Source organism: Nocardia vermiculata NBRC 100427 (genome assembly GCF_001613265.1).
GTDB lineage: Bacteria > Actinomycetota > Actinomycetes > Mycobacteriales > Mycobacteriaceae > Nocardia > Nocardia vermiculata.
This window is the reverse complement of the sequence record NZ_BDCA01000013.1, coordinates 104,390-131,112: the sequence shown is the minus strand read 5'-3', so window position 1 is coordinate 131,112 and position 26,723 is coordinate 104,390. Positions and strand designations below refer to the sequence as shown.

Annotated in this window: 23 protein-coding genes; 14 read left to right on the top strand and 9 right to left on the bottom strand. The window is 67.5% G+C overall.

Annotated elements, in window-relative coordinates; genetic code table 11:
- Positions 1–37: 37 nt before the first annotated feature.
- The 6 genes from NV2_RS15255 to NV2_RS15230 all read right to left on the bottom strand — a co-directional run bounded on the left by NV2_RS15255 (position 38) and on the right by NV2_RS15230 (position 6,215).
- Complete coding sequence (locus tag NV2_RS15255; protein ID WP_067874019.1) at positions 38–787, bottom strand: aminoglycoside 3'-phosphotransferase; 750 nt, start codon at positions 785–787, stop codon at positions 38–40.
- Between the two features lie 119 nt (positions 788–906).
- On the bottom strand, positions 907–2,052 hold the full coding sequence (locus tag NV2_RS15250) for an acyl-CoA dehydrogenase family protein (protein WP_067873794.1): 1,146 nt from the start codon (positions 2,050–2,052) through the stop codon (positions 907–909).
- The gene (locus tag NV2_RS15245) at positions 2,049–3,239 is read right to left on the bottom strand and encodes an acyl-CoA dehydrogenase family protein (RefSeq protein ID WP_067873791.1); all 1,191 of its coding nucleotides are present in this window, start codon (positions 3,237–3,239) and stop codon (positions 2,049–2,051) included. The genes NV2_RS15250 and NV2_RS15245 overlap by 4 nt, the downstream gene beginning before the upstream one ends.
- A 3-nt stretch (positions 3,240–3,242) precedes the next feature.
- Positions 3,243–4,061, bottom strand: a complete 819-nt coding sequence (locus NV2_RS15240; RefSeq protein ID WP_067873788.1) for an enoyl-CoA hydratase/isomerase family protein — start codon at positions 4,059–4,061, stop codon at positions 3,243–3,245.
- Positions 4,062–4,095: 34 nt separating this feature from the next.
- Positions 4,096–5,058 carry an acyl-CoA dehydrogenase family protein gene (locus tag NV2_RS15235; RefSeq protein ID WP_067873785.1) on the bottom strand — a complete coding sequence of 321 codons (963 nt, stop codon included), beginning with the start codon at positions 5,056–5,058 and terminating at the stop codon, positions 4,096–4,098.
- The gene (locus NV2_RS15230) at positions 5,055–6,215 is read right to left on the bottom strand and encodes an acyl-CoA dehydrogenase family protein (protein ID WP_067873784.1); all 1,161 of its coding nucleotides are present in this window, start codon (positions 6,213–6,215) and stop codon (positions 5,055–5,057) included. The genes NV2_RS15235 and NV2_RS15230 overlap by 4 nt, the downstream gene beginning before the upstream one ends.
- Before the next feature lie 115 nt (positions 6,216–6,330).
- Here NV2_RS15230 and NV2_RS15225 point away from each other — a divergent pair, with 115 nt between their 5' ends.
- The 11 genes from NV2_RS15225 to NV2_RS15175 all read left to right on the top strand — a co-directional run bounded on the left by NV2_RS15225 (position 6,331) and on the right by NV2_RS15175 (position 20,000).
- Entirely contained in the window at positions 6,331–7,140 is an 810-nt protein-coding gene (locus tag NV2_RS15225; RefSeq protein WP_067873782.1) for a FadR/GntR family transcriptional regulator, read from the top strand.
- A 144-nt stretch (positions 7,141–7,284) separates the two neighbouring features.
- Positions 7,285–7,971: a DUF4389 domain-containing protein gene (locus NV2_RS15220; protein WP_067873779.1), complete on the top strand. Its 687-nt coding sequence runs from the start codon at positions 7,285–7,287 to the stop codon at positions 7,969–7,971.
- Positions 7,972–8,542: 571 nt separating this feature from the next.
- A complete protein-coding gene (locus tag NV2_RS15215; RefSeq protein WP_067874017.1) occupies positions 8,543–10,138 on the top strand; it encodes an SMP-30/gluconolactonase/LRE family protein in 1,596 nt (531 codons plus the stop codon).
- Positions 10,139–10,143: 5 nt separating this feature from the next.
- Positions 10,144–11,004: an SDR family NAD(P)-dependent oxidoreductase gene (locus NV2_RS15210; protein WP_067874014.1), complete on the top strand. Its 861-nt coding sequence runs from the start codon at positions 10,144–10,146 to the stop codon at positions 11,002–11,004.
- A 19-nt stretch (positions 11,005–11,023) separates the two neighbouring features.
- A complete protein-coding gene (locus tag NV2_RS15205; protein ID WP_067873777.1) occupies positions 11,024–12,397 on the top strand; it encodes an aromatic ring-hydroxylating oxygenase subunit alpha in 1,374 nt (457 codons plus the stop codon).
- Between the two features lie 27 nt (positions 12,398–12,424).
- A complete protein-coding gene (locus tag NV2_RS15200) occupies positions 12,425–14,248 on the top strand; it encodes a flavin-containing monooxygenase (RefSeq protein WP_067873774.1) in 1,824 nt (607 codons plus the stop codon).
- 44 nt (positions 14,249–14,292) lie between these two features.
- Positions 14,293–15,219, top strand: coding sequence for an SDR family NAD(P)-dependent oxidoreductase (locus tag NV2_RS15195; protein WP_067874011.1), 927 nt, complete (start codon positions 14,293–14,295; stop codon positions 15,217–15,219).
- Positions 15,220–15,222: 3 nt separating this feature from the next.
- A complete protein-coding gene (locus NV2_RS15190) occupies positions 15,223–16,923 on the top strand; it encodes a thiamine pyrophosphate-binding protein (RefSeq protein ID WP_067873771.1) in 1,701 nt (566 codons plus the stop codon).
- Positions 16,924–16,978: 55 nt separating this feature from the next.
- Positions 16,979–18,415: an aldehyde dehydrogenase family protein gene (locus tag NV2_RS15185; protein ID WP_067873768.1), complete on the top strand. Its 1,437-nt coding sequence runs from the start codon at positions 16,979–16,981 to the stop codon at positions 18,413–18,415.
- Between the two features lie 17 nt (positions 18,416–18,432).
- Positions 18,433–19,260 carry a TauD/TfdA dioxygenase family protein gene (locus NV2_RS15180; protein WP_067873765.1) on the top strand — a complete coding sequence of 276 codons (828 nt, stop codon included), beginning with the start codon at positions 18,433–18,435 and terminating at the stop codon, positions 19,258–19,260.
- On the top strand, positions 19,257–20,000 hold the full coding sequence (locus NV2_RS15175) for an SDR family NAD(P)-dependent oxidoreductase (protein ID WP_067873762.1): 744 nt from the start codon (positions 19,257–19,259) through the stop codon (positions 19,998–20,000). Before NV2_RS15180 ends, NV2_RS15175 begins: the two co-directional genes overlap by 4 nt.
- Positions 20,001–20,042: 42 nt before the next feature.
- Here NV2_RS15175 and NV2_RS15170 read toward each other — a convergent pair whose 3' ends face one another.
- Positions 20,043–20,624 carry a carboxymuconolactone decarboxylase family protein gene (locus NV2_RS15170; RefSeq protein ID WP_067874008.1) on the bottom strand — a complete coding sequence of 194 codons (582 nt, stop codon included), beginning with the start codon at positions 20,622–20,624 and terminating at the stop codon, positions 20,043–20,045.
- Positions 20,625–20,967: 343 nt separating this feature from the next.
- On the opposite strand from NV2_RS15170, the gene NV2_RS31430 reads away from it, so the two are divergent.
- The 3 genes from NV2_RS31430 (at position 20,968) to NV2_RS15155 (ending at position 23,855) form a co-directional block, all read left to right on the top strand.
- On the top strand, positions 20,968–21,111 hold the full coding sequence (locus NV2_RS31430; RefSeq protein WP_157102915.1) for a hypothetical protein: 144 nt from the start codon (positions 20,968–20,970) through the stop codon (positions 21,109–21,111).
- A gap of 237 nt (positions 21,112–21,348) precedes the next feature.
- Complete coding sequence (locus tag NV2_RS15160) at positions 21,349–22,596, top strand: cytochrome P450 family protein (protein WP_067873759.1); 1,248 nt, start codon at positions 21,349–21,351, stop codon at positions 22,594–22,596.
- Between the two features lie 11 nt (positions 22,597–22,607).
- Positions 22,608–23,855 carry a cytochrome P450 family protein gene (locus tag NV2_RS15155; RefSeq protein WP_067874005.1) on the top strand — a complete coding sequence of 416 codons (1,248 nt, stop codon included), beginning with the start codon at positions 22,608–22,610 and terminating at the stop codon, positions 23,853–23,855.
- A 43-nt stretch (positions 23,856–23,898) separates the two neighbouring features.
- Here NV2_RS15155 and NV2_RS15150 read toward each other — a convergent pair whose 3' ends face one another.
- Together NV2_RS15150 and NV2_RS15145 are read right to left on the bottom strand one after the other, a co-directional pair.
- Positions 23,899–25,008 (bottom strand): baeRF11 domain-containing protein, encoded by a 1,110-nt coding sequence (locus NV2_RS15150; RefSeq protein ID WP_067873758.1) that lies wholly within the window; start codon positions 25,006–25,008, stop codon positions 23,899–23,901.
- A gap of 226 nt (positions 25,009–25,234) precedes the next feature.
- Positions 25,235–26,524, bottom strand: a complete 1,290-nt coding sequence (locus NV2_RS15145; RefSeq protein WP_245662612.1) for a serine hydrolase domain-containing protein — start codon at positions 26,522–26,524, stop codon at positions 25,235–25,237.
- Between the last annotated feature and the right edge of the window lie 199 nt (positions 26,525–26,723).

Genomic DNA, 26,723 nt, shown 5'->3' with positions numbered 1-26,723 from the left:
TTCCGGAAGGGCAAGTCGTCCACTGGATCTCGAACGTTCAGGTCGCGTTCCACAACCGCTGGTAGTACTCCATCCGTTCGTGGTCCACAGCGAGCCCGTAGGCCGCGACCAGCTGCTCCTCCCAACCGGGCCCGTAGTTCCATCGGGTGCTCATCGCGGCGACCGCGATATCGGCCCAGCGGTCGGCGACACCGAGGGAGCCGAAGTCGACGTGACCGGCCACGTCGCCGGTATCGGTGAGTACGGTGTTGGGGCAGCAGGCATCCCCGTGACAGACCACGAGCCGATCGACCGCGGGAGCCTCGTGCAGACCCCGGTCCACCACCATCCCCTCAGCGGTTGCGGCGGCGATGCGCGCCGGAGGATCCCAGCTCCAGGGGCACCTGTCGACCGGCAGCCGTTCGTGCAACTCGCGCAGCCCACGGCCCACGGCGCGCACCGCGACCTCGGGGCGCGCCAGCCAGCGCGGCGCGACAGCGCTGCTCCCCGGGATGGATCGGGTGACCAACCAGGCCGCATCCCGGGTCCGCCCGACGGCGAGTACCCGAGGCGAGGGTGTGTACGGGTTCGCCCACTCCAGCCTGCGGGCCTCACGGTCCAGCGATATCTCCGGGTGGGCCGGCTGCCACTTCACATAGCGGGCCCCGGGACCGTTCCCCAAGCGGTACGTCACGCCGCCGGCCTCGTTCAGCCACACGGGTTCTGCCACCTCACCAGCGGCGATGAATCCGGCGACCACCTCCGGCACAGGCATATCGGGAATCACGGACGTCACCCCATGAAGCATATCGGCGGTCATGCGGACTGCTGCAGCACCACCGCACCGAAGCAGAATCTGCCCCTACCGTCGCACCGCCACTCCGCTTTTCGCGCCTGCGGCATGGACGCGAACGGACCAGGATCCCGTCAGGGAAGAAAGTCCGGGTCGCGATAGCGCCGGGCTACTGCGGCACGGTGCTCGGCCGGTGACCCGTGCAAGGTGCGGTTGAGGGCGGCCCGTTCCAGGTAGCGGTGGACGCCGCTCTCCCAGGTGTATCCCATTCCGCCGTGCAACTGGATGGCCTTGCCGGCGATATCGACCGCGGCATCGCAGGTGTAGGACTTGGCATGCGCGATCGCGGACCAGGCCGCCGGATCGCCGCCCACGTCCGCCGCCACCGCCGCGTCGACCAGTTGCCCGGCCACGCGCAACCGCACCAGCATGTCGGCGCAGGCATGTTTGACCGCTTGGAACGAGCCGACCGGGCGACCGAACTGCTCGCGTGTCGATACATAGGAGACGGTCTCCGCCAGCGCCGCTTCAGCGAGACCGAGGCTGTCGATCGCGGTGCACAGCGCCTGGCGCCGGAGCAGCACCTCCACCGGATCGAATACCCCACTGCCCCATTCCCACACCGAGCCCGGGTCGACGACCCCGTCCGCGACGACGTCGCCGAACCCACGAGTGTCGTCCAGGCACGGCCGGGCGGTGACGGTGATTCCCGGAGTATCCGGCCGCACGACCATTAGCACGGTGGCATCGGGGTGCGCGGGATCGCGCGCAGGCAGTAGGAGTGTGGTCGCGGCGTCGGCATCGGCGAGGAATTCCGCCGTGCCGGTGATCCGGGTCCGGTCGCCGTTGCGTTCGAGTGTGAACGCAACCGCACCGATACGCTCGCCGCACCGCGCCTCTCGCGCAGCAGTCGATCCTGCACCGGGCAGCGCGACCACGGGAAGGGCGGTGCCCGCGACGATCCCGCGCAGTAAGTCGTCGCGGGCGGCACCGGCCGGACATGCGGTGAGCGCGTTCGCCGCCGCCGTCACCGAGGCGTACGGGCTGTGGGTGAGCGCGCGGCCCATCTCCCGCAGCACCACCGCTACTTCTGCGAAGGTCGCGCCGGCGCCGTCGAATTCGGTGGCGACGTCGAGGCCGGTCCAGCCCGAGCTCACAATTGGATCCCAGTCCTGAATGGTGCCCGGTGTGCTCGCCTTCAGTACGTGCCGCGCGACGGCATGCAAGTCCTCGTGCAGCTCGGCGAATTCGCCGACCGCTCGCGTCAGGTCCCTGGTCATCGTGGCACCACCGGTTCCCGTGGCAGTCCGAGTCCGCGTTCCCCGATGATGGTGCGCTGGATCTCGCTGGTGCCACCGGGGATGGTCCACTCCCACGAGCCCAGGAAGTCCAGCATCCACGCCCCCGATTCCCAGCCGCTGGACCGTGGCGTGTGCAACACCGTGTGAGCGTCCACTCCGGCGACCTCCGTCCCGAAATCCGTCAGTCGCTGCAGCAGTTCGCTGTAGACCAGTTTGACGATCGATGCATCGGCCGGCCCCGGCTGCTGCGCCGCGACCAGTTCGGCGCACAGCCCGCGCAGTCCGGTCAGTTCTGCCTCGAGCTGTGCCAGCCGGTCACACACCACCGGGTCGTCCAGGGCACTGCCGCCACCGGGCCGCGGCCGCGCGCACAGTCGCAGCAGGCGGCCGAATCCGCCGTGCGCCAGCCGTTCGGCCAGCTCCAGCATCGTCATCCCGCGTTCCGCACCCAGGGTCTGCTGGGCGACCTGCCAGCCCTTGTTCTCCGGGCCCACCAGGTTCTCTGCCGGTATCTCCACGTCGTCGAGGTAGATCTCGCAGAAGTGCGATTCGCCGCTCGCCTGCCGGATCGGTCGCACGCCGATTCCGGGTGATCGCATATCCATCAGGAAGTACGAAATCCCGTGCCGTTTCGGTGCGCCGGGATCGGTGCGGGCCAGCAGCAGGCACCAGTCCGCGAAGGCGGCACCGCTGGCCCACAGCTTGTGGCCGTTGACCACATAATGGTCACCGCGGCGGCGCGCCGAGGTGGTCAACGCCGCGAGATCGGATCCGGCGCCGGGTTCGGAGAAACCCTGGCACCAGATCTCACCGTCGAGGATCGCCGGGAGATGCCGCTGCCGTTGCTCGGCGGTTCCGGCGGCCAACAGTGTGGACGCGGCGTGGTGGAGCGAAACGAATGCCAGCACCAGTCGCGGCGCATCGTGGGCGGCGAGTTCGGAGTACAGCATCGCCTGGTGCTCCACCGGCATGCCGCCACCCCATTCGGCAGGCCAGTGCGGCACCGCGAAACCGGCCGCACGCAACGTCTGGAACCAGTCCTGCTGGAAGCGCACGAATTCCGCGTCGGTGGCTCCGGTCTGGGCCTGCCGCCAGTCCGCGGGAATGTTCGCAGCGCACCAGTCGCGCACCCGCGCGCGGAATTCGGGCTCCGGGTCCGAGACCATCGGCTACCTCCTGGCCGCTGCACGGCGCAGTGCGAGCAGCCGTTCGCGATGTTCGGGTGAGCACATGGTCACCGATTCGGCGGCGAACCCCGCCTGCACGGCACCACTCAACGCCTGTGACAGATACATGTTCGCGACGCGTTTGGTGGCCCGCAGCGCCGGGGCAGGCTGCGCGGCGAGCCGCTGGGCGAGCTGCAGTGCGTCGTCGGCGAGGTTGTCGGGTTCGGATATCGAAGTGGCCAGCCCCAATTCGACGGCAGTCGGGGCATCGATGCGATCACCGGTGTAGAGGTACACCCGTGAGCGCAGCAGCGGGGTGAGCAGTGGCCAGAACGCGGCGCCACCGTCGCCGGCGACCAGACCGACACTGACGTGCGGGTCGGCCAGATACGCCGAGCGCGACATCAGCACCACATCGGAGAGCACCGCCACGCTCGCGCCGAGCCCCATCGCCGGGCCGTTGACCGCGGCCACGACCGGCAGCGGGAAGCGCAGCATCTCCTCGATGATCTGCGCACCTTCGCGCAGGCTCTCCTCGCGCGCTACCGGGTCGTCGAGGAACGAGGTGATCCAGTCCAGGTCACCGCCGGCACTGAAGGCGCGGCCGGCTCCGGTCACGATCACCACCTTCGCCTCGGTGTCGGCGGCCAGCTGTCGCCAGACGTTGGCCAGCGCCCAGTGCAGCGGCTCGTTCACCGCGTTCAACTCCGTCGGCCGGTCGATCGTCACCGTCCGGATCGGCCCGGTTCCGGTAACCTTCAGCACGTCGGGCAGGTCGTAGCGTGGGTCCGTCGGACTCGAATTCTGTTCGATCACTGGCATTTACCGCACTTCCGCACTCGGTGCACCGTTGCACTCACTGCCATGACGCATCCACTGCCTCTCGGTCGTCGTCGAACAGTCCCGCCGGCCCCGTGGCGCCCAGGTGTGTGGTCAGCCGATCACTCGTGCCGGACCTCGCCCACGGCAGGCGCCGCAGCGGCAGGCTGTAGCGGGAGTGCCACGACAGCGTCGATTCGTCGCAGAAGCCGACCGCACCGTGTAACTGGTGGGCGGTCCGGAAGATCTTCTCGGCCGCCTCCAGCGCGGCGAGGCGGGCGGCGAGTGCATCACCGAGCGCATCGCCGCGCCCACACTGCACGCTCCACAGCGCGTACTTGGCGAGAATGTCGACCCCGCTGCGCTCGACCTCGGCGTCGGCCAGCTGGAACTGCACGCTCTGGAATTTCGCGAGCGGCTGCCCGAACTGGGTGCGCATCTGCACGTGGGAGCGGGTGAGTTCGACGGCACGGTCCAGCATCCCGAGCAGCGTCCAGCAGTTGAGCGTCAACGCCAGCGCGGCCTCATCGGTGCCGGCTTGCTCGCGTCCGCTCAGCCGCAGCGATGCGACGAAAGCCGTGCTGCGCGCGGGCTCCGCGGTGGGCAGCGCCCGCGCATGGAACCGCGCGCCCTCCAGTGTGACCGCCGACCAGCGCAGATCGACCTCGGCTACGGCCGCGCGCGGGTCGGATTCGGTGATCACGATCAGGCCGTCGGCATCACCGTCGACCGGCCGCGCCAGGCGTTCGGCCAGCGGGTAAGGCAGCGCCCAGTACCCTGCACTGCGGCACAGTGCCCCCGCGGCCTCGAGATCGTCGGCGTCGCGGCGCGGTGCCAGTTCCCACGCCCCGAGCTGGGCGAGCACCGGTTCGGAGCGTTCCGCGCGCCGGCCGGGTTCGGCCTCCGTGTCCTGGATCAGCCGATCTCCGCCCGCGGCCTCGAAGGCGCGAATCGCCTCGTGCCCGTAGTCGGCGGCTTCCTTGCTCAGCTCGATGTTCACGATGCCGCCAGCAGGGCGCGGGACAACAACAGTCGCTGCATTTCGATACTCCCGGATGCGATCGTCGCGGCCTGTGAATACCGCCAGTGATCGGCCACCGCGCGCCGGAACCACTGCCGCCGGGCCGGGACCGGTTCGAGGTCGGGGCCCAGCTGATCGACGAGTTCGCTCAGCACCTCGGCACTGTCCTGGTCGAGGGTGGTCACCGCGATGCGGTAGGCGGCGGCGTCACCGGGAGCCACCCGGTCCTCGCTCTGCAGCGCGACCACCCGGTAGGCGAGCAGCCGCGCGCGCCGGCAGTGCACGAGCATGCGTGCCCACCGGCCCCGGAGTTCGGCGGGCACGGTGTCCCACTGCGCACCCAGTACCCGCGGAGCGGCCTGCAGCAGGCGTTCACACCGGGCATAGCGGGCGATGCCGACTCGTTCGAAGGCCAGCACCTCCTGCACCACCTTCCAGCCCTCGCCGACCGCGCCCAGCACATCGGCCTCGGTGACGCGCAGATCGTCGAAGAACACCTCGTTGAGATGGTGCGGGCCCATCATGGCGCGAATCGGGCGCACCGTGATGCCGGGCGCGGACATCGGCACCAGGAAAATGGTGAGCCCCTGCTGTTTACGCTCCCCGGTGGAGGTGCGTGCCAGCAGGAAACACCATTGCGCCATGGTCGCGTACGAGGTCCAGATCTTCTGCCCGTTCACCAGCCAGCCGCGCTCGTCGCGGCGGGCGCTGGTGCGCAGCGAGGCCAGATCCGAACCGGCTTCGGGTTCGCTGAATCCCTGACACCAGATCACCTCGCCCCGGGCGATCGGCGGCAGGTGGGTGCGCTGCTGTTCCGGCGTCCCGTGCCGCATCAAGGTGGGGCCTACCCAGTTGACGCCCATGTACTGCGCGCCGCGTGGTTCGTGATGGGCCCACATCTCCTCGCGTACCACGGTCTGTTCCCATACCGAACCGCCGCGGCCGCCGAACTCGGTGGGCCATGCCGCGCACAGGAGACCGCGTTCGGCGAGCAGCGCGCAGAACCGCTGCGCGACCTCCAGATCGGCGGGATCGTCGGTGAACGCCCCCAGGAAATCGGCGGGGACGTGTTCGGCCACCAAGTGCCGCAAATCTTTTCGGAGTTCGGTGGCGACCTCCCCCATCGTGAAGTCCATCTTCCGACGGTACTTCAATCCTCACAAGGATAGCAATATTTGAATGGTAAGAAGGGACTGGTTAGAATTCGTCCATGAAGCACAGCCAGCCCACGCGGCGGCAAGGGATGTTCACGTGACGACCGCGCGCCGCGGGCGAATACCGCAGCGCCGCATCGCGGAAACGGTCGCCTCCGAGCTGCGCACCCGCATCCTGTCCGGCGACGACGATTACCGCCTGCCTACGCAGGACCAGCTGGTCAGGGAGTTCGGCGTCAGCTACCCCTCGATCCGGGAGTCGCTGCGCATCCTCGAGACCGAGGGTCTGGTGACGGTCCGGCGCGGCAACGTGGGCGGTGCCGAGGTGCACCGGCCCGACGAATCGTCGGCCGCCTACCACCTGGGCCTGGCATTGCAGGGCGCACGGGTCGGTCTGGGCGATCTGGCCCAGGCCCTGCAAATGCTGGAGCCGCTGTGCGCCGCCGAATGCGCTCGCCGACCGGACCGCGCCGAGGTGGTGGTGCCGGCACTCGAGGCCAATATCGCGGCCTGCGACGAGGTCGTGGGCGACGGTGTCGAATTCACCCGCACCGCACGCGAATTCCACGATCTGATCGTCGCCTTCACCCCGAACGCCACCGTGCGGTGCGTGGTGTCGAGCCTGGTGACACTGTGGTCGGCGCAGGAACAGGCGTGGGCCGAAACGCTGTCGCAGCGCGGTGAATACCCCTCGCAACCCCAAGCCCACGACGCCACCCGAGTACACGCGCGGCTGGTCACCGCCATCGCCGACGGCGACGACTCCGAGGCCGAGCGCCTGGCCCGCGCCCACCTGCGCGCCACCCAGCAGGTGGTCCTGGAACGGTATCCCTCCGGTTTCGTGAACGCCTCGTCCGACCTGGCGCGCCAGGCCATCGCCGCCGGGCCGCGCCTGCCCCGCCCGTAGCCGCCTGCCCGGTCCCACACCGACCGGGGCAGCCCGGCGACGCGCGCCGATCCGCCAATTACCCGCACGCACCGGACCGATACGCCACAATCGTGCCCACACGACGCGGCTCAGCGGTGAGCCGCCGCCGAGAGGAGCGCGGTTATGCAACCCGAGGCATCGCCCAATCCGGTTCGCGTGCGCGGTGATCTGGACCCCGCGCTGTCGCGGTGGCAGTGGATCGTGAAGTGGCTGCTCGCGATTCCGCATTACGTCGTGCTGTTCTTCCTGCACATCGCGCAGGCGGTGGTCACCGTCATCGCCTTCTTCGCGATCCTGATCACCGGACGTTATCCTCGTGCGCTGTTCGATTTCAGCGTCGGAGTGCTGCGCTGGACGTGGCGGGTGCAGTTCTACGCGTGGTCGGCGCTGGGCACCGACCGGTACCCGCCGTTCAGCCTGCGCAGCGACGACAACTACCCCGCCGACCTCGAGATCGACTATCCCGAGCGGCTGCACCGTGGACTGGTACTGATCAAGTGGTGGTTGCTCGCGATTCCGCATTACCTGATCGTGAGCGCACTGGTGGGGGCCTACTGGTCCTCCGACGACGGCCCCTCCACAGTGCCACTGTTGTTCGTCCTGACTCTGATCGCCGCGATCGCGCTGCTGTTCACCGGCCGCTACCCCGCCGGCCTGTTCGCATTCAACGTCGGCATCAACCGGTGGATTCTGCGGGTGCGGGCCTACACCAGCCTGCTGCGCGACGACTATCCTCCGTTCCGGCTGGACCAGGGGCCCCGCGAGCCCGAGATCGCCACTCGCCCACCGGGTCACGAAAGCTTCCACTGACCCCTCACCCACCCGGTCCGGCCGCGGCTCCGCCACGCCCCTTTCATGCACCGAGTACACCTCGCGCCGGGTAGGCAGGCACCCACCGCGAGCACTACCGGACCGGCCGGCAAGCCGGCCACCGCACAGACGGGAAGTCGGCACGAGTGCGTCAACTTCCCTGATGCGGTGATGTAGAGACCGATGCCGCCCACGGCACCGACAGGGCTGCCGACACCACATCGAGACTCCTTTCGACCACGGTTGCCACCTCGGGGCGGGGCACCATGACCTGCGCCGGCCCGATCACGAAATAGCTCGCACCGGCAGCGCTTCCACCACAGGAGTGCGTCGGCGCCCCGCCGGTACCCGGCCACAGACACTGGCGAGCCCCTCCCCGCAGATGATGGTCGATCGCTCGCGCATGTTATTCAATCCTTACAAAGATAACAACACTTGCACGTTAGCCAAGTGAGAATTACGCTCTCCACTTACGAGAAGGTGTCATACATCACCATCGTCTCGCGTGGGCGTGGGACCGGCACCGATTCGGCGATTTCAGCTCGTTTCCGATCGATACGGAGGCACCGCGGTGACCGCACCGGCGCGCTATTCGACCACCACCACCGCCCGTGCCGCCGACGGGTGGACCCTCACGCGGCTCACCCCGCCGAGCAGGTTGTTCGGGGCCAACGGCATTCGCACCGGCAGCGACGGACGGATCTATGTCGCCCAGGTCGCGGGCAGCCAGATCAGCGCCCTCGACCCCGACAGCGGCGCACTGGAGACGATCAGCGCAATGGGCAGCGACATCGTCGCGCCCGACGACATCGCCTTCTCCCCCGACGGCGAGCTCTACATCACCGAGTACTACGACGGCCGAGTCAGCATCCGCGACCGGCAGGGCGGCACCCGGCTGCTGCGCGACGACCTGCCCGGCGCCAACGGCATCACCTTCCACCGAGGCCGGCTGTTCGTCGACGAATGCCGGCCCGGCGGCCGACTGCTGGAACTGGATCCGGCGGGCGGCGCACCGAAGATCCTGCTGGACGGACTGCCGATGCCGAACGCGCTCGAAGTCGGTCCCGACGGCAAGCTCTACTACCCACTACTGGGCAGCAACGAGATCTGGCGCATCGACCCCGACGGTGGCGAACCCGAACGCGTCGCGGCCGATCTCGGCGGGCCCGATGCGGTGAAGTTCGACGCCGCCGGATATCTGGTCTCCACCCAGGTCGCCACCGGAGAAGTGCTGCGCATCGACCCACGTAGCGGCGAGCGCACGGTGCTGGCCACGGTCGCCCCCGGCCTGGACAACTTGACCTTCATCGGAAACCGGTTGTTCGTCTCCGGTTTCACCGGGGCGGTCACCGAGATCCTCCCCGGCGGTGAGACCCGCTCCACCCTCGCCGACGGCCTCACCTGGCCGCTGGACCTGACCGTCGCCGCCGACGGCACCCTCTACATCGCCGACGGCACCTTCCTGCTCGCGCTGCCACCCGGCGGTGAGCTACGCACAGCCGGAATGCTTTTCGACCCCGGCTATCCCGGATACATCCGAGGCATCACGGCGGTGGGTGACGGCGAATTCATCGTCACCGGCAACGGGTCGGTCGCGCGGTACCGGCCCGCCACCGACGAGCACGAGGTGCTGTTCGACCAGCTCGATCAGCTCTACGGCGTGGCGGTCTCCCCCGATGGCACCGTCGCTGCCGCCGATCGCGGCACCGGCACCGTCCACGCGGTACGTTCCGGTGGCACGCAGATCCTGGCGAGCGGACTCGACCGGCCGATGGGCGTGGCATTCGCGCCCGACGGCACCTGCCTGGTCACCGAAGCAGGGGCGGGACGGTTGACCTCGATCGACGGATCCACCACCGACACGGTCGCCGACGGCCTCGGTGAACCGCACGGAGTGCTGGTGCACGGCGGCGTGGCCTACCTGATCGACGTCGAGGCCAAAACGCTCGTCGGCGTGGACCTGAGCACTCGCTCCCGCGAGGTGATCGCGCGTGATCTGCCGGTCGGCGCACCGGTGGGCGTCGCGCCGAAACCACTCAAAGGGTTGCTGCCCTTCTCCGGGCCCCAGGGACCGTTCGCGGGCCTGGCCGCCGGACCAGACGGCACCCTCTATATTTCCGGCGACGCCGAGGGCAGCGTCCTCACGTTGCGTCGCGAAGGACGGTGAGCAGCATGGGAACCGAACCCGGCAGCAATGAATTCTTCGGCTTGGACGGACGCGTCGTCATCGTCTCCGGGGCCAGTGGAGGCGGAATCGGCACCGCGGTGACCCGTCGCATCGCGCAGGCCGGCGCCCGAGTGATCGCGGTGGGCCGCTCCCGCGAGAAACTGGACAACGATATCGTTCCCCTTGCCGAACAAGGACTTCCGATCACATCGGTGGCCGCCGATGCCGCCACCGACGCGGGCATCGCGACCGTGCTCGAGCATGCACGCGCGGCCGACGGTGAGCTGTACGGCCTGGTCAATATCGCCGGTGGCGCGGCACCGGGAACCTGGATGCCGGCGACCCGGGTGACTCGCGCCGACTGGCGGGCACTGCTCGAATGGAACCTCGAGTCGATGGTCTTCTTCAGCCAGGCCGTGGCCGCGGAGCTGAAGTCGCACGGCCGGCCCGGGTCCATCGTGTCCTTGTCGTCGATCAGTGGGATGAACACCGCGCCGTTCCATATCGCCTACGGCACCGCCAAGGCTGCCCTGGTGGCGGCCACCCGCACCATGGCCGCCGAACTGGCCCTCGACGGCATTCGGGTGAACGCGGTCGCCCCGGGTGTCACCGCGACACCGGCGTCGGGCACCTATGTCGGCGCCGACGCCGAGCGCGACCGCCGGGCCATCGCCATGGGCCGGCGCGCACGTCCCGAAGAACAGGCCGGACCGATCCTGTTCCTGTTGTCCGAGCTGTCGAGCTACATCACCGGCCAGACGGTGCTGGTCGACGGCGGACTGAATTTGAAATGGACCCATCTGGGTGCGGACAACACCTCGCTGTTCCTCGAGGACGACGGGTTCCGTGCCGCCATCACACGCTGAGACGCCGTCAGGAGAAGTCATGACCGAAACTGCCGACAGCACCGACACCGTTGCGCCGCAACCGTTGTCCACTCCCATGACGATCGGCGTGCAGGCGTACATCAGCCCGGACTACGCGCGCGCCGAAGGGGACAAACTCTGGGCCAAGGTGTGGCAGCAGGTGTGCCGGGTGGAGGAGCTCCCCCGGGTCGGCGACTTCCTCACCTACGAGATCGGTGTCGATTCGATCCTCGTCGTGCGCACCGCATCCGATACGCTGCGCGCCTACCACAACGTGTGTGCGCACCGCGGCCGGCGGCTGGTCGACACTCCGCCGGGTGCGCACGACGCGCACGGGCAACGCAAACAGTTCGTCTGCGGTTTCCACGGCTGGCGCTACGACCTCGAGGGACGCAACACCTTCGTGCCCGAGCGGGGCGACTGGCCGTGCGGTCTCACCGAGCACAACGACGGGCTGCCTCGGGTGTCGGTCGATACCTGGGGCGGCTGGGTCTGGATCAACCTCGACCCCGACTGCGGTCCACTGCGCGAGTATCTGGAACCCGCCGCCTCCCTGCTGGATCCGTTCCAGCTGGAGAACATGCGCTACCGGTGGCGGCGCTGGCTGACCTTCGACTGCAATTGGAAGGTCGCCTTCGAGGCATTCATGGAGACCTACCATGTGCCCTACACGCATCCGGAGTTCATGAATTTCGGGGCGTTCCTGGGTTGGGGCCGGGCGCAGGGGCTGCACAGCAACATCGGCTACGACGCCCCCAAGGGTATGGAGGAGAACCAGGGCAAACTGCGCATCGGCTCGGGCCCCGACGCCCGCCTGTCGACCGCACAGCTGCAGAACTTCACCTGGGAGAACGCCAATACCAACACCACCGAGACGATGGTGGAGGTGGCGAACCGGCTGGCCGACGAACTGCCCGCCGACACCCCGCCCGATCAGGTGATGCGCTACTGGCTCGACACCTGCCGCACCGAGGACGCCGAACGGGGCGTCATCTGGCCGACGGTGGATCCGGAGACCGTCGCGAAGGCCGGGACCGCCTGGCAGATCTTCCCCAACTTCCAGATCGGGCACGCACTCAACAACATGCTGTGCTATCGGTTCCGGCCGTTCGGCCACGACCCGGACAAGTGCATTTTCGAGGCCGCGGTCTTCGAATTGTTCCCGCCGGGCGAAGAACCGGAGACCGAATGGATCTACACACCCGTCGGTGACCCGGGCTGGCGGACGGTCCTGCCGCAGGATTTCGACAATATGGCCGCGGTGCAGCAGGGCATGAAATCGCGCGGATTTTCCGGTCCGAAGCCGAACCCCTACCGCGAGCGCACCATCGTCAATCTGCATCACAACCTGGCGCGCTACATGGGCACCGGCGAGCCCACCGTTCTGACCTGACACATTCACTCTCTCAAGGACTTCCGCATGAAACCGTGTGCTCCCACCCAGACCCCCGAGGTGGACAAGGAGGCGCTCCGGCAGAAATATCTGGCCGAGCGGGACAAGCGGCTGCGACCGGAGGGCCAGCAGCAGTACCTCGAGGCCGACAACGAGTTCGCCGAGTTCTACGAGGGCGATCCGCATCTGCCGGTACAACCTCGGGAGCCGATCGACGCCGACCTCGAGGTCGTGATCCTCGGCGGCGGATTCGCCGGACTCATCACCGCGCACCGGTTGCAGCAGGCCGGGGTGACCGACTTCCGGATCGTGGAGCTGGGCGGCGACTTCGGCGGGGTGTGGTATTGGAATCGCTATCCCGGAATCCAGATCGACTCCGACGCCTATTGTTATCTGCCGCTGCTCGAGGAGACCGGTTTCATCCCGAAGGAGAAGTTCTCCCACGGCGACGAATGCTACGAGCACGCACAGCGCATCGGGAAGCACTTCGGCTTCTACGACAAGGCGGTATTCCACACTTTGGTGCGGTCGCTGGAATGGGACTCCGACATCGCCCGCTGGCGTATCGCCACCAACCGCGGTGACGATATCCGCGCCCGGTATCTGATCATGTGCCAGGGTCCGTACAACCGGCCCAAATTGCCCGGCATCCCCGGGATCACCGAGTTCACCGGCCATACCTTCCACACCGCACGCTGGGACTACGACTACACCGGCGGCGATCTGCACGGCGGGCTCGATCGCATCGCGGACAAGCGAATCGCCGTGATCGGTACCGGTGCCAGTGGGGTGCAGGCGATTCCGCATCTGGCCCGCGGCGCCAAGCATGTGACGGTATTCCAGCGCACCCCGTCCTACATCTTCGAACGCGACAACCACCCCACCGATCCGGAGTGGGTGAAATCTCTGCAGCCCGGTTGGCGCAATGAACGGCAGCGCAATTTTCACAACGCGGCCTACGCCTTCTACTCTCCCGGTGAACCCGATCTGATCTGCGACGGCTGGACCGAGGTGGCCCGCAACCTGGCAGCCAAACTCGACGAGACCAACGGCTGGGCCGCCCTGGCCGATCCGGCGAAGTTTCTCGAGCTCAAGGAAATCGAGGACTACCGCGCGATGGAGCGGTTGCGTCACCGCGTCGCCGAGATCGTCACCGATCCGGAGACGGCCGAGAAACTCAAGCCGTACTACCGCAATCTGTGCAAACGCCCGGTGTTCAACGACGATTATCTGCCGACGTTCAACCGGGACAACGTCACTCTCGTCGATGTCTCCGACACCAAGGGCGTCGAGCGCATCACCGAGAAGGGCGTCATCGCCCACGGTGTCGAATACGAGGTGGACTGCATCGTGTTCGCCAGCGGTTTCGAGATCACCACCGCACTGGAACGCCAGTACGACATCGCCCCGTTCGCAGGGCGGGGCGGAAAGTCGTTGTACGAACACTGGGGCAACGGTTTTCGCACCCTGCACGGCATCATGGCGCACGGATTCCCGAACCATTTCGCCACCGGATTCATCCAGGGCGGTGTCACCGCGGCGACCACGCTGATGTACGAGCAGCAGGCCGACCACATCGCCTACATCATCGCGCAGGCCCAGCAGCGGGGCGCTACCCGGATCGAGCCCACCGCGGAAGCCGAAGCCGCCTGGGTGCAGACCATCCGGGACAACACCGTCGACAACAGCACCTTCGTCATGGAATGCACTCCCGGCTACTACAACAGCGAAGGTGAGCCCAACGGTCGTTCCTTCCTCGGCGATCCGTTCTGGGGTGGGTTCTATGTCCTCGAAGAGTTGCTGCAGGCCTGGCGCGATGCCGGTGACCTGGACGGGCTGACGGTGCATTAGCCCGTCATCCCGCGACCGGAATGCACCAGGTGAGAGGAAATGCGTTGCCCGAATTGAGATTCGACGATCGCGTTGCGGTGGTCACCGGCGCCGGGCGTGGCCTGGGCCGCTGCTATGCGTTATTGCTGGCCGAGCGCGGCGCCCGGGTCGTGGTCAACGATCCCGGCGGCAGCATGCGCGGCGAGAGCGCCGATTCCGGTGTCGCCGCGGCGGTGGTGGCCGAGATCGAGGCCGCCGGCGGCAGTGCTGTCGCATCAACCGATTCGGTCGCGACCCCCGAGGGGGGACGCGCGATCATCGACACCGCGCTCGAGCGATTCGGCCGCCTCGACATCCTGGTACACAATGCCGGCACCGTCCGCTATGGCTCGCTCACCGAACTGAGCTACGACGATTTCGAGGCCGTCGTCGACGTTCATCTGCGCGGCGCCTTCCACACCGTGCGCGCGGCGTTCCCGGTGATGAGCGCGGGCGGGTACGGGCGGGTGGTGCTGACCTCCTCGATCGGCGGTCTCTACGGCAACCGATCGGTGGCCAATTACGCGGTAGCCAAGGCCGGCATGATCGGCCTGTCCAATGTGGTGGCACTCGAGGGCGCCGACGTGGGGGTGCGGTCGAACATCATCGTGCCCTCGGCCGTCACCCGGATGGCCGCGGGCATCGACACCTCCGCCTACCCGGATATGCGACCGGAACTCGTGGCACCCGCGGTGGGATACCTCGCGCACGAATCCTGCGCACTCAGCGGCGAAATGCTGGTCGCGATCGCGGGCCGGATCGGCCGTGCCTATATCGCCGAAACCCCGGGCGTCTACCAGCCCTCGTGGACGGTCGACGAGGTCGCCGCCCGCATCGACGACATCCGCAATACCGACAACTCGTGGATCCTGCCGACGCGCAGCGCACACGCCGACCACATCGGCCGCAGCTTCGCGATGGCCACCCAGGCGTCGTCCACGGAAGGGAAGTGACTTGTGAAGGTTTACGAACGGATTCTGGAACTCTTCGAAGCCGAGGGCATCAACACGCTGTTCGGAATTCCGGACCCCAACTTCGTCCACCTGTTCCACCTCGCCGAAGAACGCGGCTGGAACGTCGTCGCGCCGCATCACGAGGAGTCGGCCGGCATGATGGCCGAGGGCGTCTCGCGGATGACCGGAAAACCTGCGGTGTGCATCGGCACGCTGGGACCGGGTCTGGCGAATCTGTCCGGCGCCATCATGTGTGCCAAGGTGGAGAACACGCCGGTGATCTTCCTCGGCGGTCAGCGCGCCCGGATCACCGAACAGCGGGTGCGGCGTGGTCGTATCCAGTTCGTGCAGCAGATGCCGCTGCTCGAGAACGCGGTGAAGTACAGCGCGAGTATCGAATACGCCGATCAGACCGACGAGATCATTCGTGAGGGACTGCGCAAAGCCGTCTCGGGAACGCCCGGCCCGGTCTATATCGAGTACCCGCAGCACGTGATCCTCGAAGAGCTCGACGTCCCCGCAGCCGTCCCGCCGCGTCGCTACCGCCTGGTCGGACAGACCGCCGGGCCCGATGCCGTGGCCGCCGCCGCAGCGGCCATTCGTTCGGCGACGCAACCGATTCTGCTGGTGGGCCACGGCGTGCACACCGCGCGGGCCGGGGAATCGGTGAAACAGCTGGCGGACCTGATGGCCGCACCGGTCATCCAGACCTCCGGCGGCACCTCCTACATCCCCGGACTCGAGGATCGCACCTTCCCCTACGGCTTCTCCCCCTCCGCGGTGGAGGCGGTGGTGCAGTCGGATCTGTGCCTGGCCATCGGTACCGAACTGGGTGAGCCGGTGCACTTCGGACGTGGCCGGCACTGGGTGGCCGGCGAAGAGAGCCGCACCTGGATCCTGGTCGAACAGGATCCGGCCGCGATCGGGGTCAACCGTCCGATCGATGTGCCGCTGGTCGGCGATCTCCGCGCGGTCGTACCGCAACTCGTCGACGCCCTGCGCGACACCCCGCGCACCGCGACACCGCAACTCGCACAGTGGATCGAACGCGATGCCGCGCGCCTGGCGGAACTGGCCGAGACGGCGCCCAGCGGAATGAGCCCGGTCCATCCGGCCCGGATGATCGTGGAGGCGACCAAGGCGTTCCCCGCAGACGGGATCATGGCCCGCGACGGCGGCGCCACCACGATCTTCGGCTGGACCTACTCGCAGGCCAAACCGCACGACGTGATGTGGAATCAGAACTTCGGGCATCTGGGCACCGGTCTGCCCTACGCCATCGGCGCCTCGGTGGCCGAGGGAGGTCACCGTCCGGTCATGCTCGTCACCGGTGATTCCTCGTTCCAGTTCCAGATAGCCGAACTCGAGACCGCGGTACGGCTGCAGCTGCCGCTGGTGTGCGTGGTGGGCGTCGACTACGCCTGGGGACTGGAAGTCGGGGTGTACAAACGCACCTTCGGGCACGGCTCCCGCGAGACGGGTGTGCACTGGGGCACCGGCACACGCCTGGACAAGGTCGCCGAGGGGTTCGGCTGCTACGGCGAATACGTCGAACGGGACGAGGACATCGCGCCGGCGATCAAGCGGGCCTATGCCAGCGGCAAACCCGGTGTCATCCACGTCGCGGTCGATCCGAAGGCCAACTCGGAGGAAATGCCCAGCTACGACGAGTTCCGCACCTGGTACGCCGAAGGCCAGCAGTAACCGCACGCGACAACTCCCGGCCCACACCACGATTCGACGAGAAGGACATCACCTCATGCGTGAATATCGGAAGTTCTACATCGGTGGGCAGTGGGTCGAACCGGCGACCTCGCAGACCTTCCCTGTGATCAACCCGGCCACCGAACAGGTCTGCGGTACGGTCGCCGCGGGATCGGCGGCCGATGTGGACCGTGCGGTCGCCGCGGCGCGGGCGGCCTTCGGGCCCTGGTCGGCGGGTTCGGTGCGTGAACGGCTGGACCTGTTGGCCGCCATCGCCGCCGAATACGAACGCCGCCGCGCAAATCTCGCCGCCGCGCTCACCGAGGAGATGGGTGCCCCCGCCGCGCTGGCGAATGGATTCCAGGTCGATCTGGGCGCGGGGCACCTGCAGACCGCCATCGCCGCGCTGGAAGAGTTCCGCTTCACCGAACAGCGCGGTCCCTCGCTGATCGCGAAGGAGCCGGTCGGGGTCTGCGGTCTGATCACGCCGTGGAACTGGCCGCTGAATCAGATTGCGGTCAAGGTTTTTCCGGCGCTGGCGACCGGCTGCACAGTGGTACTGAAGCCGTCGGAGCAGTCGCCGTTCACCGGACAGATCCTGGCCGAGATTCTCGACGCGGCAGGTACTCCGGACGGTGTGTTCAATCTCCTGCAGGGCGACGGACCCGGTGTCGGAGTGCCGCTGTCGAGCCACCCCGGCATCGATATGATCTCCTTCACCGGTTCCACCCGCGCCGGAGTGGATATCGCCCGCAACGCCGCCCCCACCGTCAAACGCGTCACTCAGGAACTCGGCGGCAAGAGCCCCAATATCGTGCTCGACGACGCGGATTTCGCCACCAACGTCGCCAAGGGGGTGGTGACGATGATGAACAATTCCGGGCAGACCTGTAGCGCCGGCACGCGCATGCTCGTGCCCGCCGCGCGGATGCCCGAAGCCGTAGCCGCGGCGCGCGAGGCCGCCGATCGGATCAGCGTCGGTGACCCCACCGGCGAGTTCGCCATGGGCCCGGTGGTTTCGGGCGCCCAGTTCGACAAGATCCAGGCGCTCATCCGCAAGGGCATCGACGAGGGCGCCACCCTCGTCACCGGCGGCACCGGCCGCCCCGACGGGCTCGAGGTCGGCTTCTACGTCAAACCCACGGTGTTCGCCGACGTCACCAACGATATGACGATCGCCCGCGAGGAGATCTTCGGTCCGGTGCTGACGATCCTGGGTTACACCGATATCGACCATGCCGTCGAGATCGCGAACGACACCGAGTACGGCCTAGCCGGATTCGTTGCCGGCACCGACCTCGAGCAGGCCCGTGCCGTGGCCCGCCGCATCCGCGCCGGCTCCGTCGCGATCAACGGCGGTTTCGATTTCGCGGCCCCGTTCGGCGGCTATCGCAAGAGCGGCAACGGCCGGGAATGGGGCGCGTCCGGATTCGAGGAATACCTCGAAACGAAGGCGATCCTGGGCTACGAACCCGCCGACGCGCCGCTGTAGAAGAGACAGGAGCCCCGATGCCCGCGATTACCACGACCCCCTTGTCCGATGCGGTCGGCGTGCAGGTCCACGACGTCGATCTCGACCGGCTGCGCAGCGACGACGAGCTGCCGGGCGCCTGCCTGACGGCGCTGGAGGAGCACGGCGTGCTGCTGTTTCCGCAGCTGCATGCCGACGACGAAACCCAGGCCGCGTTCTGCCGCACCCTCGGGGAGCTGGTGCAGTTTCCCCTGTACCCGAATCCGGACGTGATGGAGATCAGCTTCGACCCGGACAACCCGAATGTCGAGTACTTCGCCAGTAACGACTACTGGCATCTGGACGGATTCATGGACGAGACGCCGGCCAAGGCGTCGATCATGAGCGCACACGTCGTCACCGACGAGGGCGGCGAAACGGCCTTTGCCAGCACATATCTCGCCTACGACGAACTGTCCGAGCAGGAGCAGCGGCGATTCGAGGCACTGCGCGTATGGCATAGTTTCGAGCGGATCCAACGGCTGACATACGCGAACCCGACCGCGGAGCAACTCGACGAGTGGGCACGGCGCGGTGGTCGTGAGCATCCGCTGGTCTGGACACACGAATCCGGCCGGAAGTCACTGGTTTTCGGTGCCTCCGCCGATCATGTCGTGGGTATGGACCGCGCGCAGGGGCGGGCGCTGCTGCGAGATCTGCTCGATCGCGCGACGGCACCGGACAAGGTACTCACCCACCGTTGGACGGTGGGTGACATGGTGATCTGGGACAACACCGGTCTCGTGCACCGGGCCTGTCCGTTCGATCGCGCCCAACCGCGCCGGATGCATCGCTCCACGCTGGTCGGACAGGAGTCGATCAAATGAGCGGGCGGGTCGCGGTGGTCACCGGCGGCGCCTCCGGTATCGGCGGGGCGATCGCCGCCCGGCTGGCCTCCGACGGGCATGCCGTTGCGGTATTCGATCTGGACAAGAGGGCCGCGGAACAGGGCGCTGATGCGATCGTGGCATCGGGCGGCACCGCAATCGGTGTCGCGGTGGATGTGTCCGACCGGGCGGCGATCGATGCAGGCGCGGACCGGGTGCGCAGGGAGCTGGGCGCACCATCGATTCTGGTGAACAGCGCCGGAATGACCACCTCCGGACCGTTTCTCGATATTTCCGCCGGCGAGTGGGCGCGGGTGCTGGCAGTGAACCTCACCGGAACCTTCGACTGCTGCCAGGCGATCCTGCCGGATATGGTCGAGCAGGGGTGGGGCCGGATCGTGAACATCTCCTCGTCGAGTATTCACAGCGGTGCCGCGGGCATGGCCGCCTATGTGTCGTCCAAGTCCGGGGTTCTCGGGCTGACGAAGGTGCTGGCACTCGAGTTCGCGCGCCGCGGCATCACCGTCAATACCATCCCGCCGGGCTTCATCGATACGCCGATGATGCGCGCGACCGCGGACCGCGGTTTCATCGACGTGCAGAAGGCCATCGACGCGACCCCGGTCGGGCGGGTCGGATTGCCCGAGGACATAGCCGCGGCCTGCGCATTTCTGGTGAGCGAGGAGGCCGGCTACATCACCGGTCAGGTGATCGGCGTGAACGGTGGACGCAACACCTGACCGGCGTGCCGGGGTCCGCCGATCGGGCCCCGGCCGGCGTCCTCAGCCGCGCTGCGGGAGATAGGGCTCGAGATCGGGTTCGGGTTCCACCCCGAACGAGCGCAGTGCCATCGCGAGCATGTCGTAGGTGCCGACGGTGAAAACAATATCCATCAATGTGTTCTCATCGAATTCGACGGCCAATGTTTTCCAGGTTTCCGGAGCCACACAACCATCGGACAACAATTCGTCGGTGGCTGCCAGCAGCGCCCGCTCTGCCGTGGTCCAACCCGAATAGTCTCCGAGATCGGAAATCTTGGAAATCTGCTCTTCGGACATGCCGGCGATATCTGCAAGAATCGCATGCTGGGCCCATTCGTAATCGCATTCACGCACCGCCGCGACCCGTAGCACGATCAGCTCGCGGGACCGGTCACTCAGCCCGGAGCCGTACAGCAGATGACCGTTGAAGGTGAGAAATGCCTTGGCCAGGGCCGGATAACGCGCCAGGGTACCCAACAGGTTGGCGCCGGCGGGATGAGTGTCCGCCGGAGTGTCACCGAGCACCGAACTCCGGAACGCACCCACGAATTCGGCAAATTCAGGGGCCCATTCCGACTTGTCCGCGGGCGATATTCGAGCCATATCCGACTCCCCTCCGGCCGGATCTTCCACTCCGACCTCGAGCGATGCAGGCGAGCAATCAAACCGCCCCTGCGTAAAACGGTATTCGTTTCGATACCGACCCGGAAATATTATCAAAAACACCATTCACTCGCGACGAACTCCGCACGGGACGAGTCGCGGCCGAGGCCCGCGACGTCGGTGCCGCCGCCGACCGTGCCGCCGCCGCGCCCACCGCCACCGATCGCCGCACACTTCGGTTTCGGCAACCCCGCCGGTGCGCGGCCGGGCGAACCCATTCGAGGTCGCCGGCTCCCCTGCCGCGCCGATCCAGCCGCTGTTCTCCGTGGAGGCGACTCTCACCATGCTCACTGGCACCGGATTCGCCCTCACCGCGGTGCGTGAACCCCGTCCCGTCGCTCATGGGAAACTCGACAGTTCCTGGTGGGCCGAACATTTCACCCGCCCACTGTTCCTACTTCTGGAATGCACGCCACTGCCCCGGTGATCGAGCACGTGAGCGTCTCGCGCACCGACCGCGCCGGCGGATCGAGACGCCGCGCCCGGCGATTACCCGAGTATTGCCGCCCGCCGGGCCGCGTACGAACCACTCGGTAGAACTCGTTGTACTGCAACATGTTCCGCTACTGTGCGAACCCATGCCGAAGCTACGACTGCCGGACGAACCCGCAGCGCGACGCCATCCGACCCGAGTACCGACCCGGCCGAACGGGAGAAGCCTCCGGTGAGCGCGACGGAGCCGGGACCACAGCGCGGCCCCACCGCGCCCCGCTTTCCGGAACCTCCTACCGGAGAGCGCATCTCCCTCGATTCCCCGGAGTTCGCGGCCGATCCACACGGTGTGTACGCACAGATGCGCAGCCGCGGCCGCCTGATTCCGATCGAACTGGATCCCCAGGTCCCGGCCACCCTGGTGATCGGCTACCGGGAGGCGGTGCAGATCCTCAACGACGAGCACCACTTCCCCGCCGATCCGCGCCGATGGGAGCAGCACATCGCGCCGGACTGTCCCATGGTGCCGATGCTCGGTTACCGCCAGAACGCCTTGCGCACCGCCGGACCCGAACACGAGCGCTATCGTCGCACCATCACCGCCGCGCTCGACACCGTCGATCTGCACCAGGTGCACTCCGCGGTCGCTCGCGCCGCGGATACTCTGATCAACGCATTCTGCGAAAGCGGCAACGCGGACTTGCGGATGGATTACGCCTTCCCGCTGACCTTCCGGGTGCTGAGCGAACTGATGGGCTTCCCCGCCGACGCTGCCGCACAGGCGTACGAGGGCATGGCGGCCATGCTCGAGGGACAGAACCCGGAAGCCGGCCAGCAGCGTTTCATCGAGGCGCTCCTGGCCGTCGTCGAGCAGAAGCGGACCGAGCCGGGTACGGATCTCACCTCCCGGTTACTCGGCCATCCCGACGCGCTCGACCCGATGGAGCTGGTGAACCAGGCGGCACTGCTGTTCTCCGCCGGCACCGAACCCACCTGCAATCTGATCCTCAATGCCCTGCTGCTGATGATGACCGACGACCAGTACGGCGGCGAAGTACTCAGCGGCGCCATCTCCACCCGGGACGCCATCGACGAAGTCCTGTTCGCCGACCCCCCGCTGGCGAACTTCTGCATGAGTTATCCCCGTCAGCCGCAACTGGTCCGGGACGTGTGGCTCCCCGCCGACCAGCCGGTCGTCATCAGCCTCGCGGCGTGTAACAACGATCCGGCGGTGACCGGTGGGGATCGGCACGGCAACCGGTCACATCTGGCATGGGGCGCGGGCCCGCATTCGTGCCCCGCCCAGTCCCTGGCGTCGACCATCGCCCGGCAGGCCGTCGATCTGCTCCTCGACGCTCTACCCGATATCACTCCGGGAATTGCTGTGCAGCAACTACGTTGGAGGCCGGGGCCGTTCCATCGCGCACTGGCAGCACTGCCGGTCGTGTTTCCCGCGTGCCCGCCGATGCGTTTGATCTGATGGAGGTTCGAATGTCCGACACGCAGCCGCTGGTGCTCGATCCCGGCGCCACCGATATCCAGGGCGAGCTGGGCCGTATTCGCAGCCTCGGTCCGATCGCCCGGGTCGTGCTGCCCGGTGGCGTGCCTGCGTGGTCGGTCACCGACCTCGAGTTGCTGCGGTCGCTGCTCACCGATCCGCGGGTCTCCAAGGACGCTCACCTGCATTGGCCACGACTGCAAGCGGGTGAGATCGGCCCGGACTGGGTGATGTATCCCTGGGTGGCCGCCACCAATATGCTCACCACCTACGGGGCCGACCATCAGCGTCTGCGTAAGCTGGTGGCACCGGCTTTCACCAACAAGCGCACCCGGGCACTGCGTCCCCGTATCGAGGCGATCGTCGCGGAATTGCTGGCCGGGCTCGCGGCGGCACCCGCCGATGACATCGTCGATCTGCGTGCAGATTTCGCCGACCGGCTACCCATCCGGGTGATCGGGGAATTGATGGGCGTGCCGGCCGACATCGAAGCGCAATTGGGCGTACATGCCGATGGGATCCTCGACACCAGCCTGCCGCCGACCGAGGTCGGGGCCCACTTCGGTGCGTTGTTCGTACTGATGGAACAGCTGCTCCAGCACAAGCGCGACCACCCGGCGGACGACCTGACCACCGTGCTGATGAACACCCACGAGGACGACGGATCACAGCTGAGCCAGGAGGAGCTGCGCGACACCCTGCTCCTCATCATCACCGCCGGACACGAAACCACGGCCAATCTGCTCGATCACAGCATCACGGGCCTGCTCACCCACCCCGAGCAGCGTAAGGCCGCGATTGCGGGCGATGTGTCGTGGCCCGAGGTCGCCGAGGAGGCGCTGCGCTGGAACGCACCACTGGCACATATGCCGCTGCGCTTCGCGGTCGAGGACATCGAGATCGCGGGTGACGGGGAGTTCCCGGGCGTTCGTATCACCCGCGGTGACGTGCTGATCGCCTCGCTCGCGGGGGCGGGCCGGGACCCGAAACTGCACGGCAGCACCGCTTCCGCATTCGATGCCGCCCGCCCCGACAAGGATCATGTCGCATTCGGGTACGGCGTGCACCACTGTCTCGGCGCGCCGCTGGCGCGGCTGGAAGCATCCCTCGCCCTCCCCGCGTTGTTCGCCCGCTTCCCGGACATGGAACTCGCCGTCGCGCCTGCCGAACTGCGCCCGATCCCCAGTATCGTCACCAACGGCCATCGCGAGCTTCCGGTGCGGCGGCGCCCCAGGCCGTAACCGAGGCGCCTCGGACCACCGGCGTCGCATCGCCGGAGCCCGGCTACAACGCGTATCGCAGGATGGCCGCGGCGGCGGCCTCCTCCGGAATGTCGGGCTTGCGGATCGCCAGCACCCGCCCGCCCGACAGCAGCACACGACGGGCGATCTCATCGGCGATTCCCGGTGTGTCGGTGTCGGTTTCGGGCCCGAAGTCGATGGCTCCGGTGTCCGGTGCAATCGTGCCGGGCACCGCGGTGTCGATGTCGACGAGCAGAGTGTGCACGACACCGAAGGTGGCGGCGCGGGCGATATCGGCGAGGTCGGTGGTGGCGCGTCCCTCGCTGCGGCGACTGTCGAACAACTGACGCAGATCGGCGAGCTGGGCGGCATAGTGGCCGTCGAGGATGTGGCGGGCACGGTCGGCCAGTTCCTGATCGGTCAGATGTTCGGGATTACCCGGAATACCGTCGTCCAGGAGCTCACCGTAAGTGGAGACCGAACGGAAGATGGCATCGATCGGCTCGGGGGCGGCGAGGATGAGCGGTGTGTCACGCCCGGAGAGGATGTCACGCAGTGCACGGTCCACTCCGCGGGCGTATTGCCGGACCAGGACCTTCTTCCCCTCACTTCCGGTGAGCCGGCGTTTCGGCGATCGGTCACCGAGGGAGGACTTGTTCGCGAAATCCGCCGCGTCGCTGGGCATATCGGCCACCGGAACATCTTCGGCGGGGCGATCGGGGGTGATCTCCACCAGCCTGGCGGACCCTTCGGCGAGCGCGAGCACGAACGCGGTCTGCGGAAAAGTGGTCGCGCGCAGCAGGGGTTTCAGCAGGAAACGGTCCGACACCGTGACCGCAGCACCCAGCCGATTCGGGATGCGGAAGGTCCACATCCGCTGCGGCGCAACGTGTACGACGAGGGTGTGCGACTGATACCGCCAGAAGTCCTCGTCGTCGAGCAGATCCTCGAGTTGATCGTCGATCTCCGCTCGGCTCGCCGCGTCGGTGATCAGATCGCGTGCCTCGCGCACCTGATTTCCGAACGCGACCCGGTTGGCCTCGGGGTTTGCGGTGACCGCTTCGGTCGGCAGGTAGATCGACACCGACCAGTCGGCGGTCCATTCGGCGAGTGTCTCGATTTCGCGGCGGGTCGGGATATCGGTGTGCAGCACTTCGATCCTCCTTCGTTGTCCGGACGACCGGGACAGCTCACCACCTGTGATCGTGACACCGCCCCTGCGCAACCGGATACGACCGAGCATTTGCCGACTCGTAACCATCCAGACGGTACTGGATAAAACACACCGTGTGTCGACGCACAAGCATCGGATGCCAAACCGTTGCTGTGCATTTCTGTGCATGTCAAGTGACCCCGCAGTCTCACATCCGAAACCACGCTCAGCGGGTCGGTGCCGTGGATCCGGCGGGCGCGGTGCCCGGATCGTAGAGCCGCTCGATGATCTGTTTGGCGATCTCACTCGCGGCCGCGTGCCCGTCGGCGGTGGGTTCCAGATTCGCCCACACCACCACGGTGACCCGGTGAACGGGGTCGGCACCGGCGAAAACGTTGAACCCCGGCAGTTCACCGGTATGCCCGTACAGGGCCCCGAATTTCGCGATGGCAAGACCGTACTGCGGCGCCTCGGGCGGGTTGGCGGGGTCGGTCGGGCGCAGGCTCCGCATCCTGGTCTCCTGCATCTCGGGCCCGAGCACGGCGCCCTGCGCCAGCGCCTCGGCCCACGTCGCCAGATCGGCAACCGTGGAGATACCGGCCCCGGCCGCCCACCCCCACGAGGGATTGTCGGCGGTACGGTCGCCGGGCAGCAGCGTGCCGGCCTGCGCCCGGGCTTGCATATCGGGCGGGAGTGCCGGTGGCGACCCCATGGTCAGCACGTTGTTGCCGTACATGTACCCCTGCGGATGCGGATCGGGTATCGCCGCCGACGAACGCGGCGGAAACGAGGTCCGGGTGAGCCCCAGCGGGCCGAACAACCGGTCCCGGAATATTTCTTCCAGGGGTTTCCCGTCCACCTGCTCGGCGATGAGCCCGAGCAGCACCGTGTTGGTGTTGGAGTAGTGATACCCCTGCCCCGGCGGAAAGTACGGCGGATGCGCGTAGGCGAGGGCGAGTAGCTCGTCGGGCTGCCAGACGCGACCCGGATCGGCGTCCATCGCCTCGGCGAGTTCGCGGGTCTCGCTGTAGTTGTACAACCCGCTGCGCATATCGAGCAGGTCGGCGATCGTGATCGCCGGCCCGCCGGGCACGTCCGGGCGCAGTGCCGACACCGGATCCCCGAGGGCGAGTTTGCCCTCCTGCACCTGTTGCAGGATCACCGTGCCCGTCCAGGTCTTGGTGACCGATCCGACGCGGATGTGGTCGGCCGGGGTCACCGCCGGTCCACCCCCGAAGGTCCTGGTCCCGTATGCGGTCCCCACAGCACCGGAGGGCGTGCGCACCAGTGCGACCACCCCGGGGACCGACCACTGCCGCGCAGCACTCTGCACCAGGGCCTGCAACGACGACTCGTCCAACGGGTGTGGCGCCGTGCGCGGTGCCTGGCCCGGCGCCGGGGTTACGGGCTCCGCGGGCGTGGTCGCCGCACCGCAGCCGCACGCCAGCAGCGCGACGATCCCGAGCAGCGCGACCGCAGCCTGCCGAGTCCGTTCGGGCATTGATACCGCGGGCACTGCACGACCTCCGTGGCGGGGACGGTGGAGCCGGGACCGTGAAACTCTACTGCGCGGCAGGCTCGCGCGGATGCGGTTGGCGAATACTCGGCGAACATCACCCCGCCGGCACACCTCCGTCCTGCCACAGCCCGGCCAACTGCGGGTTTCCCACCGCAGACACAGCCGCGACGAGGTCTGTTTCCCCTCGTGCGGCGAC